Source organism: Paraburkholderia sp. J7 (genome assembly GCF_905220155.1).
Taxonomy (GTDB): Bacteria; Pseudomonadota; Gammaproteobacteria; order Burkholderiales; family Burkholderiaceae; genus Paraburkholderia.
In genome coordinates, this window is the sequence record NZ_CAJMYZ010000004.1 from 169,015 (window position 1) to 184,936 (window position 15,922).

Consider the following 15,922-nt stretch of genomic DNA (forward strand, 5'->3'; position numbering starts at 1 on the left):
GCAGTGCAAGGCGTTAGGAGCGCCGTTTGGCTGAGCCAAACAAGCGACGCGCGACGCCGCAATGCGGCCGCAAAGGCACGTTCCCCAAAAAAGAAAATGTGCATTCTACGGGCTGGGCGCCAGAAGGGCCGATCGCTGCGTCATGCTCCTCACGAATACGTCGGGTATTCGCTTCGTCTCAATCCTTGCGCTCGGCCCTTCTGGCGCCTAGCGCAAGCCTGTTATTGGCGCGAGCAGGCCCCACTACGGGCGCTCATACTACGCGGCGCAGTTGTGCCTCACGTTGAGCATGCGCGCCTCAACGCAACGCACGTTCGTGCACGCCTGCGTCGAAAGAAAACTCACGCGCAGGAAGTCGGCCCCGAAACGGCCACGCGGCGGCGCGTGCGCCGCTCGATCTGCGCCGAAACCAGCGTGAGCGTGAGTGCTGCGAACGCGGTGACCACGCCTACCCACGGCAGCGCCGTGAGCGGCGCGCCCGCACTGATCGCGACGCCCCCAATCCAGGCGCCACCCGCGTTGCCAAGATTGAACGCGCCCTGGTTGAGCGTGGAGGCGAGGTTGGGTGCGTCGCTCGCGCGGTTGACGATCAGCATCTGCAGCGGCGGCACGATCGCGAACGCGAGAATGCCCCACACGAAGATCGTCGCCATGGCCGCGATCGGGTCGTGCATCGTCAACGAGAACACGGCGAGCACCACGGCGATCATGGCGAGGAACGTGAGCAGCGAGCGCATGAGCTTCCAGTCGGCGAGCTTACCGCCGAGCGTGCTGCCTACCGTGAGCCCGAGGCCGAACAGCAGCAGAACGAACGTGACTTCATGCGGCGAGAAACCCGTCACGTCTTCGAGAATCGGCGTGATGTAGGTGAACACCGTAAAGAGGCTGGCCGAGGCCAGCACGCTCATGCCGAGCACCATGAGCACCTGCGGGTTCTTCAGCACGCCGAACTCATGCACGAGGCTCGCCTTCTGCATTTCGATCTTCGCGGGCAGGCACACCTGCAGCGCCGCCGCCGCGAGAATGCCGATGGCCGTCACGGCCCAGAACGTCGTGCGCCAGCCGGCGATCTGGCCGAGCGCCGTGCCGAGCGGCACGCCCAGCACATTGGCGAGCGTCAAGCCCGTGAACATCAGCGCGATAGCCTGGGCGCGGCGGTTCGGCGCGACGAGTCCTGCCGCGACCACCGAGCCGATACCGAAGAACGCACCATGGCAGAACGCGGTGACGATGCGCGCGGCCATCAGGATCGAGTAGTTCGGGGCGAGCGCACACAGCAGGTTGCCGACGATGAAGATGCCGATCAGCCGCATGAGCGCCTGCTTGCGCGGCACATTGGCAATGGCAATAGCGACGATGGGCGCGCCGATCGTCACGCCGAGCGCGTAGGCCGAGACGAGCATGCCCGCCGCCGGGATCGAGACGCTCAGGTCGCGCGCGACGTCGGGCAGCAGGCCCATGATGACGAATTCGGTGGTACCGATACCAAAGGCGGCAACGGCAAGGGCGAGCAGAGGCAGAGGCATGGCGTGGGGTCGGCGCGGTTCGGCAACGGGCCTGAGCACGAAGCCGTTTTATTTAAGTCAACACGGAATTGTACTTAAACCTGACGCAACGCATACGGCACGCTTTTCGACACTGTTGGGAAAACAACAGGTGCGCGCGCCGGACCTCGTTCACCGTTCCTTCATATTTCTTGACGATTTCTACAGGTTACGTGCATGGCGCAACGCGCTCCCGGGCCGCACGATACCTAACACGAACCCACGAGCGAAACCGTTCCCCATCCGGCGCGCCTGCCGGTGGGCGCCGCCCTCGCCTCGTCCGTCCCGCGCATGACGGAACCGAACATGCGCAACCTTGCTGGAGCGATGACATGAACACGATGAACACAGTACGCATCGCAGTGACCGCAGCGGCCGCCTTCTTCGCAGCGAGTGCGTTGGCGCAGTCGCAGAGCGACGACCAGACCCAACAGGCCGCGACGCCGCCGGCGGCACAGGACGTGGGCGGCTCGCCGATGTCGACAGGCGCCTCGGGCGCGCCGATGGCGCTCACGCACGCGCAGGTCTATCAGGATCTCATACGCTCCGAGAAGTCGGGCCAGCAGAAGGCGCTGAGCGAAGGGCTCTATCACGGGAACTGAAGGGACTACGCAGACCAGGGTAGCAGGACGGCGACGCGACGCGCTCTCGCGCCTTGCGCCAACCGCTCAGCGTGTCGGGCCGCCGCCAATATGTTTTTCGATGAGCCGCATGCGCCCTGTTGGACGCCAGGGCGCGAACCACGGATTCGTGCGCAACTCGCATAGCCGCGAACTGCGCTCGGCCAGCGCCGTTTCGAGCCAGTGGAACATTTCGTCGGGCTGCGCGAGGCGCGCATAGGCCTCGGCGATGAGAAGCGGCGAGGTGTAGCGGGCCCGTCGCCGCGCGAGCAGATCTTCCAGATACCAGCGCAGCACCGCGTCATAGCCGCCCGCTTCCCAGCGGGCGCGAATGACGCCTGCGCGCGCTTGCTGGTTGCAGCGCTCGAGTGCCTCCACGGTCGCGTCCACGGCCTGCGCATACAGCTTCTTCACTTCGAACGCGGTTGCGAGCAGCTGATACACGAGCGGCGGATGGTCCATGTGCCCCGGCGCGAGATATTCGCTCACGACTTCCGCATGCCTGCCCGACATCACCATGCCGAACGCGCGCGAGCCCTGGAACGCCAGCGGATCGATGCGTTCGGCGCGCTCCATCGCTACGTCGCCCTCGGCGCGGCGGCCCGCCGCCACGAGCATGCGCGCATAGAGCCTGTGCGCCTCCGGGTAACTCGGATTGCGCCGCAGCGCGTCCTTGAAGCCGGCCTCGGCGAGATCCCAGTCCCAGTCGTAGAAGTAGCGCACGGCCGCGAGTGCGTGATGCGCCTCGGGCAGATCCGGATCGAGTTCGAGCGCACTCTCGGCAAGCGAGCGCGCGACCGGCCAACCATCGTCGGGGGCGACGAAGCCGTGCACCACTGTCGATCCGTAGTAGTTCGAAAGGCCCGTATAGCCGAGCGCGTAGCTCGGGTCGTGCTCGAGCGCGGACTCGAAGTACGTTCGGCTGCGCACGAAGTCTTCGCCGTCGATGCCGTGATGCGCGCAAAAGCCCGCTTCGAAATGCACGCGGCGATACCAGAAGAATCGCCCGCGCACATACGCGTCGTGTGCGGCGGGATCGACCGGCAGGCGACGCTCGAGGCGCGTGCGCTGCTGCTCGGAAAGCGTGGACGCGAGGTTCTCGGCGAGCGCCGCGACCGCTTCCTTGAGGATGTCGAGCGCGCCTTGCGTGGCGCTCTCGTGCGCGCGGCTCCAGATCTGTGCTTCGTCGGAACAGCGGATAAGACGCGTGAGGATGCGCGTTTGCTGCCCCGCGCGCGTGAGCGAGCCTTCGAGCACGTAGTCGAGCTTCAGTTCGCGCGCGATCTCGCCAATGCTCTTTTGCGTCGCGCGGTAACGCGCTGCCGTGGTGCGTGCGATCGTGAGCAGACGTTCCGGGTTGAGCGCGCCGAGCGTGACCGAGATTTCGTCGGCGAGCTGGTAGCACAGGCTCTCCTGGCTCGCGTCGCCCGTGTGGTTGTCGAACGGCAGCACCAGCATGCGTACGGCGGGTCGCGCGTACTCGCTCTCGCGCGGCGTGTGCGCGTCGTGCGCGGGGGGCGATGCATCGTGAAGCTCGGAGCGCTCGGGCAGGATGCCGTCGAAGCGGTAGCCCTTGCCCTTCACCGTAATGAGGTGGCGCGGGCTGGCCGGGTCGTCGGTGAGCGCGATGCGGATCTTGCGGATCGCCGTATTCAGGCCGTTGTCCGTGTCGCGAAAGGGACTGCCGGCCCACAGCCGGTCCACGATGTCCGCGCGCGAGAGCAACTCGCCGCGCCGGGAGGCCAGCAGGATCAGCAGATCCATCGGCAACCGCTCCAGCCGGACCTCCGCACCTGCCCGGCGTAGCTGGTACCGCTCGACGTCGAGTTCGAAGTCCGCGAAGCGGATGATTCGATCCGTCGGCATGAGATCTCTCCCGTGATGCGGGATCAGGGAAGGGGGCGCCGGGGCGGTTCGTCTGAAGATTGCCGTTAGACGCAGACGTGCTCAGCGTCATGAGACATGGCGACAGGGGCGGGGGCAGCGGCGCGGATCAATTTCAATGTAGCGGGTCGCGCGCGCGCCTTCAAGCGTCAAGCGCAGCGTGTGCTGGTCACCGACGCGTGAATCGTCCGCCTGGAAGGACGCGTGCGTGTTTTCAATCAGCGGTCTACGGATCGAGTGGTTCGCCATGACGGCCCTCGCCAGCCGCGAAGCGAGCGGCGAGCGCGAGCCCTTCGTCGAGCACCGCGCGATAGCCGTGTGCACCTTCGCGGCGCAATGCCTCGGCAATATCGGGCAGCATGCTGTGTTCGAGCGCGGAGCGGCGGTCCGCAAGCAACGCCGCTTGCGGAAGCGCTGCCAGTTGCGCGGCGAGTTGCGCGGCGGCCTCGCGCGCGCGGCCCTTTGCGACTACGCGATTGGCGAGTCCGAACGCGAGGGCTTCCTGCGCATCGATGGCACGCCCCGTGAGCATCAGATCGAGTGCGCGCGAAAGGCCGATCAAGCGCGGCAGACGCACCGTGCCGCCGTCGATGAGCGGCACGCCCACGCGGCGGCAGAACACGCCGAGCACGGCGTCTTCTTCGACCACGCGCAGGTCGCACAGCAGCGCGAGTTCGAGCCCGCCGGCCACGGCGTAGCCTGAAACCGCGGCGATCACGGGCTTGGTGAGCCACATGCGCGTGGGGCCGAGAGGGCCATTGCCACTGCCGTCCGCATGGATTTCATTGCGGCGTTCGGGGTCGGCGAGCGCGGTGAGGTCGGCGCCCGCGCAGAACGTGCCGCCCGCGCCATACAGCACGCCCGCGAGCCATGCGGGATTTTCCTCGAAGCGGGTAAACGCGGCGGCGAGTGCATTCGCTACAGGTCTGTCGATGGCATTGCGCTGCGCGGGCCGATCGAGCACGAGAATTGCTACTCGCTCTTGCGCTTCGATGCGCACGTGTTCGCCGAAGGTTTCGATGGTCATGTGCCGCTCCTCGATGCGCCCCGCATTCGTCATAAAAATTTCACGGTCCATCCGTAGCTTAGGCCGGTTTTAATTGCCCGAACCACGTTCTCCCGCGCACGCATGCAATCGACGTCCATGTCCAGCATCACCTCCGTTCCGGATTCTCCGTATCCTGCTTGTGGACCCTTCTGGACCGTCCCTCTGCCCAACCACGACGCGTATGACCATGTGCGCTTCAAGCGCGTCTTCACGACCGACGGCACGCGCCATGTCGTCGTGATCGTCGACTTGCACAAGCTGCTTCTCTGCGCCGACCGCGACGACACCGACTACGTGCTCAAGCCCGTCGACGACTGGCACAGCGGCAAGGTGCGCGGCATTCGCGAGTTTCTCGATCCCGACAACGAGCGCGTGCCGCAGATGCCGTACGTAACGATCAGCAAACGCCGCGTGGCAGGGCTGGCGGGTTGGTTCGGACTCGCGCACGAGGGCGTGGTGGCGTTTCGCAACGGCCAGCATCGTGCGCGCTACCTCGCGTGGGCGGGGGCGTCGTGGCTACCGGTGGAAGTGCACGAGCGCGAAGCGGCATTGCTGCACGAACTGTGCGGCGCGGGCGACCCGGGCCTGCTGGTTCCGGTCGACGGCAATTCGCCCAGGCCCTGAGGCGCCGCTCTTCGCGTAAGGTTGTTCTCGAACACATGTTCCCAAACCACGGGCGCGCGCATGGCGCGTGCCCGTTGTGTGTTCACGCTACGCTCAGCGGCCGGGCAGGCGCGCCCGGAGAATTCGCCGGTGATGACGTTGCTGTCGTCGCGGGCGATGCGTTGTGCGCGTGTTCGAAATGCTCGACCGTGTAGTCGACGAAGCGGCGCGTCTTCGCGGGCAGATACTGGCGGCTCGGATAGACGATGGACATGCGCGCGTCCGGGTCGTCGATATCGTAGTCGGGCAACAGGCGCCGCAAGGTGCCCGCGGTGAAGTCGTCGGCAACGAGCGGCGCGGGCACGATCGCCACGCCCATGCCGGCAAGCGCCGCGAGTCGCACCATCAGCATGTTGTTGACGGCGTAGCCCGGCTGCAGCGTGACCTGCTGGGCCGGCTCGCCAGGCTTCGCGAACTGCCACGTCGCGCTGCGCTCCTCGGGCGGCAGCGCGACCGCCGCGCACTGGGCGAGCTGCTCGGGCGTATGCGGCTCGCCGTGCTCGGCAAGCCATGCCGGAGACGCGCAGGGCACGAACGTCGTGGTGCCGAGCGCGCGCGCCACGCACTCGCCGTTGCGTGCGGGCGTGGCGCCGACAATGCCCACGTCGAAGCCATCTTCCACGAGATCCACGGGCCGCTCGGCGAGCGTGAGGCGCACGTTCACGCGTGGATACAGACGCCGGTAACCGTCGATGAGCGGCGTGAGCGTGGCGAGCGAGAGCGCGCCCGCGGCCACCACGCGCAGCGTGCCGCTCGGCTCGCTTTCCGTATGCGCCAGCGAGCGCTCCAGATGATCAAGTTCCTCGAGCACGCAACGACAGCCCTCGAGATAACGCAGCCCTGCCTCGGTAAGCGCGAGATTGCGCGTGGTGCGGTTGATGAGTCGTGTGTTCAGGTGCGCCTCGAGCATCGCGACGGAGCGCGTGACGAGCGCGTTGGAGACGTCGAGCTGCTGCGCGGCGCGACGAAAGCTCTCGGTTTCCGCAACCCTGACGAAGACGCGCATGGCGTGTATCTGGTTCATGTGTAGCCTCGTATGCTCGATGCATGGACCGGTTGAGGGGCACTGCGACTGCTGGCGAAGTTGGGGAACGAAGCGATGTGCTGCGTTGTTCTGAACGATATGCCTCGAATGGACGAGGGCGGCAATCTAACAAAAATAATATTGACAGTCGCTGAGAATTACAATATCTATCTCAACACACGGCAGCATTTCGAAGCTGTAAAAGATTCAGTACTCAAATGGCATGTATTGAATGAGGAATGCGTTGCACGTTTTTGTCACTATCAACTATTTGTGCATTGCGGATAACGTGTTTGCGCCGTTCGCGCAGGCAGCGGCTATCCATTAGATCTGTCAGATTTACGGCGGACTCGCCTTGCCTGCGGTAAATTGCGAGCCATTGCGCTCTGTGAATACATCGTAATTCACAACCCGGAAATTAGCGCGCATTGATTCTTTTGCTGTGTGAAAGAATTGTTGCACATGGGGAAAAATAGCGACCTGCATTGGCATTGCATGTTATTTAATGTGCATTGCCGCTCAATTTCGAGCACGCTTTCGGGCTAACTAAAACGTAAATCGGCAGACCAGACATGATCGTCGAATTGCTGAAGTCGCAACCCGAGATTGCCCTGTTTGTGAGCCTCGCGCTCGGTTATCTGATTGGTTCCATCCGCTTCGGGCCGATCTCCCTCGGGGGCGTGTGCGGCACGCTGATCGTCGCGCTCGTGCTGGGGCAAACCGGCGCGCGCATTGCGCCTGACCTCAAGAACATCGCCTTTGCACTTTTCATCTTCGCGCTCGGCTTCACGGGCGGTCCGCAGTTTTTCGCGAACGTCGGGCGCGGCTGGCGCTACGGTCTCCTATCGATCATCGAGATCGTCTCTGTCATGGCGCTCATCATGATCGCGGTCGTCGTGATGAAGCTCGATGCGGGCACCGCGGCGGGCCTGCTCGCGGGCGCTGCGACCGAATCGGCCGTGATCGGCACGGCTTCCGAAGCGATCACGAGGCTCGGTTTGACCGACGCCCAGGCGAGCACGCTGCAGGCGCACATCGTGACCGCATACAGCGTGAGCTACCTCTTTGGCCTCATCACCATCGTGCTCTTCACGAGCCAGATCGCGCCGCTCATCCTGCGCATCAATCTGCGCGAAGAGGCTGCGCGCCTGTATCGCAAGCTCGGCGGCGACGGCGTGCTCGACGATGGGCAACGCTTAGCGCTGCCGCCGCTCGTTGGGCGCGCGTTCAAGGTGGGCCCCGCCGCCGGCACGGAGGTCGCCGCCTTTGAGGCGCGCTTTGGCAACAACATCACGATCGAGCACGTGTTGCGCGACGCAAGTCAGCTCGACGCCACTGCGCAGACCGTGCTGCAACCGGGCGACGTGGTGCTCGTCGCCGGGCGCCGCGAAGCGGTGATCGAGGCTGCTGGCAGCCTCGGCGAAGAGTTGCCGGGCGAGGGCTTGTTCAAGCTGCTCGCGAAGCGGGTGGACGTGATGGTCACGCGTCGCGACGTCAACGGCCTCACGCTTGCGCAGATGCGCGAGCGCGCCGCCCCGGAAGCGGGCCGCGGCATTTATGTGAGCGCGATTACGCGGCAAGACACCACGGTGCCGGCATTGCCCGGCACGGTCGTGCATCGCGGCGACGTGCTCACGCTGCTCGGTACGCCCAACGACGTGGCGCGCGGCGCGAAGCGGCTTGGCTACGTGATCCAGCAGACCCAGAAAACCGACTTCGTCTATCTCGGCCTCGGCGTCCTGGTCGGCATGATGATCGGGCGTTTCGGCGTGAACGTGGGCGGCGTCTCGCTCGTGCTCGGCACGGGCGGCGGCTGCCTGCTCTCGGGCCTCTTCTTCGGCTGGCTGCGTTCGCACTTTCCCGTGGTGGGCTCGCTGCCCTCGGCTGCCGCGCAGGTGCTCAAGGACTTCGGCCTTGCCACCTTCATCGCGGCTGTGGGCCTCTCCGCCGGTCCCGACGCTATCAAGCTCGTGCGCGAGTACGGTCTTGCGCTGCCGCTCGCTGGCATCCTGATGGTGCTGATTCCGGGGCTTCTCTCACTCTGGATCGGGCGCATGTTCCTCAAGCTCGAAGCGCCGATGCTGCTCGGCGCGATAGCAGGCCAGCAGTGCAGCACACCGGCGATCAGCGCGCTCGTCGGCGTAGCCGGTAACTCGACTCCCGTGATCGGCTACACGATCACTTATGCGCTGTCGAACATCCTCTTGCCGCTCATGGGCCCCGTGGTGGTGGGGCTCGCGGCGAAGTTTGGCTGACAAGTTTGGCTGGCGTTTTTTGCTGGATCTGGCCGGCGCTGATGCACGCCTCACGGCCATCTCCGGCAGCAACGGGTGGTTCTTTCCCAAAGCGAGGACACGATGGAATGGCTACATGACATCTTTCACAAATCGCCGGAAATCGCGCTATTTCTTTCCCTGGCCGTCGGCTACTGGATCGGCCAGATCAACTTCGGCAAGTTCCAGTTAGGCGGCGTGGGCGGGTCGCTGATCGCCGCGGTCGTGATCAGCCAGGTCGGCGTGACGGTCGACAACGGCGTGAAGGCGGTGATGTTCGCCGTGTTCATCTACGCGGTGGGCTACGACTCCGGGCCGGGCTTCTTCAACTCGCTCAACCGCAAGACGCTGCGCGAGATCGCCATGTCCGTGTTCATGGCACTGGCGGGGCTCGTCACGGTGCTCGTCTGCGCGAAGCTCTTTCACCTCAACAAGGGCCTTGCCGCCGGTCTCGCGGCAGGCGGCATGACGCAGTCGGCCATCATCGGCACGGCCGGTGACGCCATTGCTCGCCTCGGTCTGCCGGCCGACCAGGTCAAAGCCATGCAGGCCGATGTCGCCGTCGGCTATGCCGTGACCTATGTGTTTGGCTCGCTGGGCGCGATCATCGTCTGCGTGAACATCCTGCCAAAGTTCATGGGCCGCAGTCTCAAGGACGCCTCCATGGACGCCGAGCGGGAAATGTCGGGCGGCGAAGCCGTGGCGGGGCCGGGCCAGATCACGGCGCTGCCCGAGCTCTTCGGCCGCGTGTTCCGCGTCGAGGCGGGTGCGGGCAAGACCGTCAAGCAAATCGAGTTGGCCGAACACGATTTCGTCGCGATCGAGAAGATCCGCCGCGCGGGCAAGGTGATCGACGCCACCCCCGACTTCGTGCTGAGCCGCGACGACCTCGTGCTCGTCGTGGGCCGCCGCGAGCAGATGGTCGAGGTGGGGGCGCTGATCGGGCCGGAAGTGCCGGACTCGGGCGGCATGAGCCTCGTGATGCAGACGCGCCAGATCGTGTTCACGGCGAAGGGCATGAATCACACGACGATTGCCGAAGTGCGCAAGAACGTGGACCGCGACATGCGCCACGGCGTGTACATCGAGAAGATCGAGCGCGTGGGCCAGCCCGTGCCGCTCCTGCCGGAAACGAAGCTGGAGCACGGCGACGTCGTGACCGTGTACGGCACCGCGACGGATACCAAACGCGCGGTGCAGGCCGCCGGCTACGAGCTTGCCTATAGCAACAAGACGGACTTCATCTACATGGGCGTGGGCCTCGTGCTCGGCTTGCTGATCGGTCTCGTCGTCGTGAATGTGGCGGGCATTCCGCTCACGCTCGGCTCGGGCGGCGGCTGTCTGCTCGCGGGTCTCCTGTTCGGCTGGATGCGCGGCAAGCACCCCATGTACGGCGTGATGCCGCCTGCCGCTTCGCAACTGCTCAAGGACTTCGGTCTTGCGGCGTTCGTGGCGGTGGTGGGGCTGAACTCGGGCCTGCAGGCGGTCGTGACGATCAAGCAAAGCGGCATCACGATCTTCCTCCTGGGCGTGGTCGTGACGCTCGTGCCGCTCTTCCTCACGATGCTGTTTGGCCGCTATGTGCTCAAGTACAACAACGCGGCGATTCTCGCGGGTGCGCTGTCCGGCGCCCGTAGTGCGAACCCCGCCTTCGGCGGCATTCTCGACAAGGCGGAAAGCGCGGTGCCCACCGTGCCGTTCGCCATTACCTATGCGATCGCGAACGTGCTGCTCACGCTGCTCGGGCCGCTCGTGGTCGGTCTTGCGTGACATGAACTCAACGCGTGCCGCGCATGGACGCGCGGCGCGCGCAACGTCTTCCAATGGAGAACACCATGGCAACGAAAGCGAAGAGTAACGGCGCGAAGGAAAAGTCGGCCCTCGAGGCACTGAGCCCGTTCGAGCTGAAGGACGAACTGATCAAGGCGGCCGGCGGTGGCGCGACCGAGCGCCCGGCCAACTTCTCGATGCTCAACGCAGGCCGCGGCAACCCCAACTTTCTCGCCACCATTCCCCGCCACGGCTTCTGGCAGCTAGGCCTCTTCGCGATGCGCGAGTCGGAGCGCTCATTCTCGTACATGCCCGAAGGGGTAGGCGGCTTCCCGCAGCGCGCGGGCATTGTCGAACGCTTCGATCAGTTCCTGCGCGAGAACAAGGGCCAGCCCGGCATCGATTTCATCGGCGGGGCGGTTTCGTACGTGCGCGACCAGCTGGGCCTCTCGGCGGGCGACTTCCTCTACGAGATGTGCGAAGGCATTCTGGCCTGCAACTATCCCGTGCCGGACCGCATGCTCAAGCTCTCGGAAATCATCGTCGGCCAGTATCTGCGCCGCGAGATGATCGGCAAGCATCCGTTCGTCGGCGAGTTCGACGTGTTCGCCGTGGAAGGCGGCACGGCGGCCATGACGTACATCTTCAACACGATGCGCGAGAACTTCCTGATCAAGAAGGGCGACACCATCGCGCTCGGCATGCCGATCTTCACGCCCTACATCGAGATTCCGGAGCTCAACGACTATGAGCTCGATGTCGTGCATCTGAACGCCACCGTCGAGAACAACTGGCAGTACTCGAAGAAGGAACTCGACAAGCTGCGCGACCCGAAGGTGAAGGCGTTCTTCCTCGTGAACCCGAGCAACCCGCCTTCGGTGAAGCTCGACGACGCGAGCCTCGAATACATTGCCGAGATCGTGAAGGAGCGCCCGGACCTCATCTTCCTCACCGACGACGTGTACGGCACCTTCGCCGACAACTTCGTCTCGCTCTTCGCGCTCGCGCCGAAGAACACGATTCTCGTGTACTCCTACTCGAAGTACTTCGGGGCGACGGGCTGGCGTCTGGGCGCTATCGCAACGCATCGCGACAACGTCCTCGATCATCTGCTCGCGAAGCTGCCGAAGGAGGAGAAGAAGATACTGCACAAGCGCTACGAGTCGATCACGACGGAGCCGGACAAGCTCAAGTTCATCGACCGTCTGGTGGCCGACAGCCGCACCGTCGCGCTCAATCACACGGCGGGCCTCTCCACGCCGCAACAGGTGCAGATGGTGCTGTTCTCGCTGTTCTCGTTGATGGACACCCCTGACGCGTACAAGAACGCGCTCAAGCGCCTGATTCGCAGCCGCAAGCGCGCGCTGTTCGAGGCAATGGGCACGACCTACGACGAGGACGATCCGAACCAGGTCGACTACTACACGATTCTCGACATGGAGTACCTGGGCGAGAAGCGTTTCGGACGGGATTTCGTCGACTGGCTGCTCAAGCAGGTGAAGCCCAACGAACTGCTGTTCCAGCTGGCGGCCGAGGCGCGCGTCGTGCTGCTGCCGGGCAAGGGTTTTGGCACGGCGCATCCGTCGGGCCGCGTGTCGCTCGCGAACCTCAACGAGTCGGACTACCGCAAGATCGGCCGTGCGGTGGCCAAGCTCACCGAGGAATACGTGAAGCGCTATAACGAGGCGACCGGCAAGAAGCTCGATACGGCTGCGGTGAAGAAGTGATGGCAGGCGGCGTAGAGCCGCCTGCGGTGATGTCGTCTGAAGTCCGGGCCGCATCCGGCGCAGTTTGCCGGGTGCGGTTTTTTTATTCGGCTCGTTGCCCGGCGGGTGCGCTGGCGGCACCTGCGTTTTGCGCACTCGGCGCGCTCTGCGCGGCATGCGAACGCACGCTCTTGCGATGAAGCGAAACCGAAAGCGCCACGGCCGCCGCCGCCGCGATGGCGGCGAACAGAAACACCGACCCATACCCGAACAGGTTCGCCACATAGCCGGCGAGCGGGCCGGTAATGCCCAGCGAGAGGTCGAGGAACACCGAGTACGCCGAGAGCGCCGCACCGCGGCTTGCGGGCGGCACGAGCCCGACCGCCTCGACGCCGAGCGCCGGGAACACGAGCGCGAAGCCGAAGCCGGTGAGCGCGGCGCCCGCGAGCGCGACTTGCGGCGTGGGCGCGAGCCACAGCAGCAAGAGGCCTGCGCACTCGCACGAGAACGAGACGATGGCCACGCGGAAGCCGCCGAAGCGCTTGATCGTGTTTGCAAACAACAGGCGCGCGCCGATGAACATCAGACCGAACACCGTGAGCGTAAAGGCGGCGTTGGGCCAGTGGCGCGCGGCGTAGAACAGCGTGATGAAGGTCGCGATGGAGCCGAAGCCTGCCGAGCCGAGCGCGAGGCCGATGCCATGCGGCAGCACGCGCGTGAATACGCTGCGGTACGACATGCGCTCGCCGTGCACGATCGGCACCGGCGCGATCGGGCGCGCGAGCCAGAAGCCGAGCGCGGCCATCGCGATGACCGAAACGCCGAGCATCCAGTAACCGATCGCGTGCGCCATCACCACGCCAAGCGGCGCGCCGATCGCGAGCGCGCCGTAAGTGGCGATGCCGTTCCATGAGATCACCTTCGCGTTGTGAGCGGTGCCCACGCGGCCGATGCCCCAGAGGATCGCGCCGGTGCCGCACAGGCTTTCGCCGCAGCCGAGCAACAGGCGGCTCACCACCAGCAGCGCGAGCGAGAGGCCGGGCCAGTGATCGACGAGCGTGCCAAGGAGGAGCAGCACGCCGCTCGCGCCGCAGATCGTCAGGCCGATCGTCACGGTTCTCTTGGGGCCGAGCGTGTCCGCCGAGCGGCCCGCGAGCGCGCGCGAGCAGAGCGTGGCGATGTACTGCACGCTGATTGCCGCGCCCGCCACCACGGTGCTGAAACCGAGGTCGTTATGCACGTAGCCCGGCAGCACCGCGAGCGGAATGCCGATCGTCAGGTAGCAGAGGAAGGTGAAAAAGACGACCGGAATGATCTGCAGGGTCGTCGATGCGGCGTTGCGCCTGGGCGCCAAATCAGCAGACATGGGGAAAACGCGGATGGAAAACGGCGGGAAAGGCGTAATTGTCCCATGGAACCGGTTTTTATGCAGAAATTGAAAAGCTGTTCCAACCGGCGGAACAAGGGTTTTCTGCGGTGATGACGGCGGTTTGCGTTCGATCGCCCCGCCACGGAGATCCCGCGATCTTGCGCGACGTTGCCCGCAATTCGCGCAAGCGCGGTGGCATTGTCCGACCGTTCGTGCGGAGATATCGGTGTTTAAACGGGTCAATGCTCAGTCGAATATGTCCGATATTCATGAATTAACGCCGAAATCGCGCAATCAAGACACATCAACATAAGCACAGCCACCCCGCAGCACACCGATTTATCGATTCAACGATATATCCCCCATGCTCCTCTAGCTATGGGTTGCCAATATTGGCAGTGATAGTTTTCGAACCGTCCACTCGAGCGGCACACGCCTTTTGCGAGCCGCAGCCAACGACGAGCCAGAAACCATGAGCCAGCCGATCCGCTTTTACCACCGCAACGCGATTCGCGAAGTCAGCGACGCGGGCGTCACCCGCACCGTTCTCCAGTACCTGCGCGAAGACGCGCGCTGCACCGGCACCAAGGAAGGTTGCGCCGAAGGCGACTGCGGCGCCTGCACGGTCGTGGTGGGCGAGCGCAACGAGGCGGGCGGCGTGAGCTTCAAGGCCGTCAACGCCTGCATCCAGTTCCTGCCCACGCTCGACGGAAAGGCGCTCTTCACCGTCGAAGACCTGCGCCAGCCCGACGGCTCGCTGCATCCCGTGCAGCAGGCCATGGTCGATTGCCACGGTTCGCAGTGCGGCTTCTGCACGCCCGGCTTCGTGATGTCGATGTGGGCGCTCTATGAAAAGCACGGCCACGAGCACGCGGACCACGCCGGCCTCGGCGCGTGCGCGGGCAAGGGCACCTGCAGCGTGCCTTCGCGCGACGAGATCGCCAACGCGCTCACGGGCAACCTGTGCCGCTGCACGGGCTACCGGCCGATCCTCGACGCCGCCGAGCAGATGTTCCAGGCCGGCGCGCCGAAGCAGCCTGTCGACGTGAAGGCGCTCGCGCAAACGCTGGCCACGATCGAGCGTAAGGATACCTTCCACTACGAGAGCCGAGGCCAGCACTACGACGCGCCGCGCACCGTCGAGGCGCTCGCCGCCATCAAGGCCGAGCGTCCCAACACGCGCATCCTCGCGGGCAGCACCGACATCGGCCTGTGGGTCACGAAGCAGATGCGCGAGCTTGGCGACATCGTCTACGTGGGTCAGGTCGAAGCGATGCGCCGCATCGACGTGAGTGACGCGTGGATCGAGATCGGCGCGGGCGTGACTGTGGAGCGCGCGTATGCCGAACTCGCGAAGCCGTACCCGGAACTCGAAGAGATGTGGCAGCGCTTCGCCTCGCTGCCCATCCGCAACGCGGGCACGATAGGCGGCAACGTCGCGAACGGCTCGCCCATCGGCGACTCGATGCCGGGGCTCATCGCGCTCGGCGCGCGCGTGGTGCTGCGCGGCGGCGATGTCGAGCGCGAGATGGCGCTCGAAGACCTCTACCTCGCATACCAGAAAAAGGACATGGCGGAGCACGAGTTCGTGCTCGCGCTCAAGGTGCCCACGCGCACCGGTGCGCGTGCGAACCTGCGTTTTCGCACCTACAAGGTCTCGAAGCGCTTCGACTCGGACATCTCGGCCGTGTGCGCCGCCTTCGCGTATATCGCCGATGGCGACGTGATTCGCGAGCCGCGCATCGTCTTCGGCGGCATGGCCGCAACGCCGAAGCGCGCGACCCACGCGGAAGGCGTGCTCGCCGGCGCGCAATGGCACGAAGCCACGGCCCAGGCCGCGATGATCGCGCTTGGCAACGACTACGCGCCGCTTTCCGACATGCGCGCGACGAGCGACTACCGCCTCGAAGCCGCGAAGAACACGCTGTACCGCTTCTGGCTCGAAACGCGTCCGCAAAACCCGCTTGCGCCGCAAGCGATCAACGTGCGCAACGTCGCAGCAGAAACGGCTTGAGACATTC

Annotated in this window: 11 protein-coding genes; 6 read left to right on the forward strand and 5 right to left on the reverse strand. The window is 65.0% G+C overall.

The features are described from left to right. Nucleotides 1–341: 341 nt before the first annotated feature. Nucleotides 342–1,526 carry an MFS transporter gene (locus U5A58_RS08280; protein ID WP_321961068.1) on the reverse strand — a complete coding sequence of 395 codons (1,185 nt, stop codon included), beginning with the start codon at nucleotides 1,524–1,526 and terminating at the stop codon, nucleotides 342–344. Between the two features lie 350 nt (nucleotides 1,527–1,876). Here U5A58_RS08280 and U5A58_RS08285 point away from each other — a divergent pair, with 350 nt between their 5' ends. Beyond that, complete coding sequence (locus tag U5A58_RS08285; RefSeq protein ID WP_321913070.1) at nucleotides 1,877–2,146, forward strand: hypothetical protein; 270 nt, start codon at nucleotides 1,877–1,879, stop codon at nucleotides 2,144–2,146. Between the two features lie 66 nt (nucleotides 2,147–2,212). On the opposite strand, the gene U5A58_RS08290 is transcribed toward U5A58_RS08285, so the two are convergent. Both U5A58_RS08290 and U5A58_RS08295 read right to left on the reverse strand, forming a co-directional pair. Beyond that, nucleotides 2,213–4,030 (reverse strand): winged helix-turn-helix domain-containing protein, encoded by a 1,818-nt coding sequence (locus U5A58_RS08290; RefSeq protein ID WP_321961069.1) that lies wholly within the window; start codon nucleotides 4,028–4,030, stop codon nucleotides 2,213–2,215. Between the two features lie 244 nt (nucleotides 4,031–4,274). Further along, complete coding sequence (locus U5A58_RS08295) at nucleotides 4,275–5,075, reverse strand: crotonase/enoyl-CoA hydratase family protein (RefSeq protein ID WP_321961070.1); 801 nt, start codon at nucleotides 5,073–5,075, stop codon at nucleotides 4,275–4,277. 117 nt (nucleotides 5,076–5,192) lie between these two features. Between U5A58_RS08295 and U5A58_RS08300 the strand changes: the two genes are divergently transcribed. Then, complete coding sequence (locus U5A58_RS08300) at nucleotides 5,193–5,720, forward strand: plasmid fertility inhibition factor family protein (RefSeq protein WP_321961071.1); 528 nt, start codon at nucleotides 5,193–5,195, stop codon at nucleotides 5,718–5,720. An 82-nt stretch (nucleotides 5,721–5,802) separates the two neighbouring features. On the opposite strand, the gene U5A58_RS08305 is transcribed toward U5A58_RS08300, so the two are convergent. After that, nucleotides 5,803–6,783 carry a LysR family transcriptional regulator gene (locus U5A58_RS08305; RefSeq protein ID WP_321961072.1) on the reverse strand — a complete coding sequence of 327 codons (981 nt, stop codon included), beginning with the start codon at nucleotides 6,781–6,783 and terminating at the stop codon, nucleotides 5,803–5,805. Between the two features lie 572 nt (nucleotides 6,784–7,355). Between U5A58_RS08305 and aspT (U5A58_RS08310) the strand changes: the two genes are divergently transcribed. The 3 genes from aspT (U5A58_RS08310) to U5A58_RS08320 all read left to right on the forward strand — a co-directional run bounded on the left by aspT (U5A58_RS08310) (nucleotide 7,356) and on the right by U5A58_RS08320 (nucleotide 12,553). After that, nucleotides 7,356–9,038 carry an aspartate-alanine antiporter gene (aspT, locus tag U5A58_RS08310; protein ID WP_321961073.1) on the forward strand — a complete coding sequence of 561 codons (1,683 nt, stop codon included), beginning with the start codon at nucleotides 7,356–7,358 and terminating at the stop codon, nucleotides 9,036–9,038. Nucleotides 9,039–9,140: 102 nt separating this feature from the next. Further along, nucleotides 9,141–10,826, forward strand: coding sequence for an aspartate-alanine antiporter (aspT, locus tag U5A58_RS08315; protein WP_321913064.1), 1,686 nt, complete (start codon nucleotides 9,141–9,143; stop codon nucleotides 10,824–10,826). Nucleotides 10,827–10,891: 65 nt separating this feature from the next. Further along, entirely contained in the window at nucleotides 10,892–12,553 is a 1,662-nt protein-coding gene (locus U5A58_RS08320) for a bifunctional aspartate transaminase/aspartate 4-decarboxylase (RefSeq protein ID WP_321948535.1), read from the forward strand. A gap of 82 nt (nucleotides 12,554–12,635) precedes the next feature. Here the strand turns inward: U5A58_RS08320 and U5A58_RS08325 are convergent, their stop codons facing one another. Beyond that, nucleotides 12,636–13,898, reverse strand: coding sequence for an MFS transporter (locus U5A58_RS08325; protein WP_321961074.1), 1,263 nt, complete (start codon nucleotides 13,896–13,898; stop codon nucleotides 12,636–12,638). Nucleotides 13,899–14,373: 475 nt separating this feature from the next. Here U5A58_RS08325 and xdhA point away from each other — a divergent pair, with 475 nt between their 5' ends. Then, nucleotides 14,374–15,915: a xanthine dehydrogenase small subunit gene (xdhA, locus tag U5A58_RS08330; protein ID WP_321961075.1), complete on the forward strand. Its 1,542-nt coding sequence runs from the start codon at nucleotides 14,374–14,376 to the stop codon at nucleotides 15,913–15,915. The last annotated feature ends 7 nt before the right edge of the window (nucleotides 15,916–15,922 follow it).

What these genes read in the sequence shown, in the direction of transcription:
- U5A58_RS08280 (WP_321961068.1), bottom strand. Translation starts at nt 1,526, where the DNA reads ATGCCTCTGCCTCTGCTCGCCCTTGCCGTTGCCGCCTTTGGTATCGGT.
- U5A58_RS08285 (WP_321913070.1), top strand. Translation starts at nt 1,877, where the DNA reads ATGAACACGATGAACACAGTACGCATCGCAGTGACCGCAGCGGCCGCC.
- U5A58_RS08290 (WP_321961069.1), bottom strand. Translation starts at nt 4,030, where the DNA reads ATGCCGACGGATCGAATCATCCGCTTCGCGGACTTCGAACTCGACGTC.
- U5A58_RS08295 (WP_321961070.1), bottom strand. Translation starts at nt 5,075, where the DNA reads ATGACCATCGAAACCTTCGGCGAACACGTGCGCATCGAAGCGCAAGAG.
- U5A58_RS08300 (WP_321961071.1), top strand. Translation starts at nt 5,193, where the DNA reads ATGTCCAGCATCACCTCCGTTCCGGATTCTCCGTATCCTGCTTGTGGA.
- U5A58_RS08305 (WP_321961072.1), bottom strand. Translation starts at nt 6,783, where the DNA reads ATGAACCAGATACACGCCATGCGCGTCTTCGTCAGGGTTGCGGAAACC.
- aspT (WP_321961073.1), top strand. Translation starts at nt 7,356, where the DNA reads ATGATCGTCGAATTGCTGAAGTCGCAACCCGAGATTGCCCTGTTTGTG.
- aspT (WP_321913064.1), top strand. Translation starts at nt 9,141, where the DNA reads ATGGAATGGCTACATGACATCTTTCACAAATCGCCGGAAATCGCGCTA.
- U5A58_RS08320 (WP_321948535.1), top strand. Translation starts at nt 10,892, where the DNA reads ATGGCAACGAAAGCGAAGAGTAACGGCGCGAAGGAAAAGTCGGCCCTC.
- U5A58_RS08325 (WP_321961074.1), bottom strand. Translation starts at nt 13,898, where the DNA reads ATGTCTGCTGATTTGGCGCCCAGGCGCAACGCCGCATCGACGACCCTG.
- xdhA (WP_321961075.1), top strand. Translation starts at nt 14,374, where the DNA reads ATGAGCCAGCCGATCCGCTTTTACCACCGCAACGCGATTCGCGAAGTC.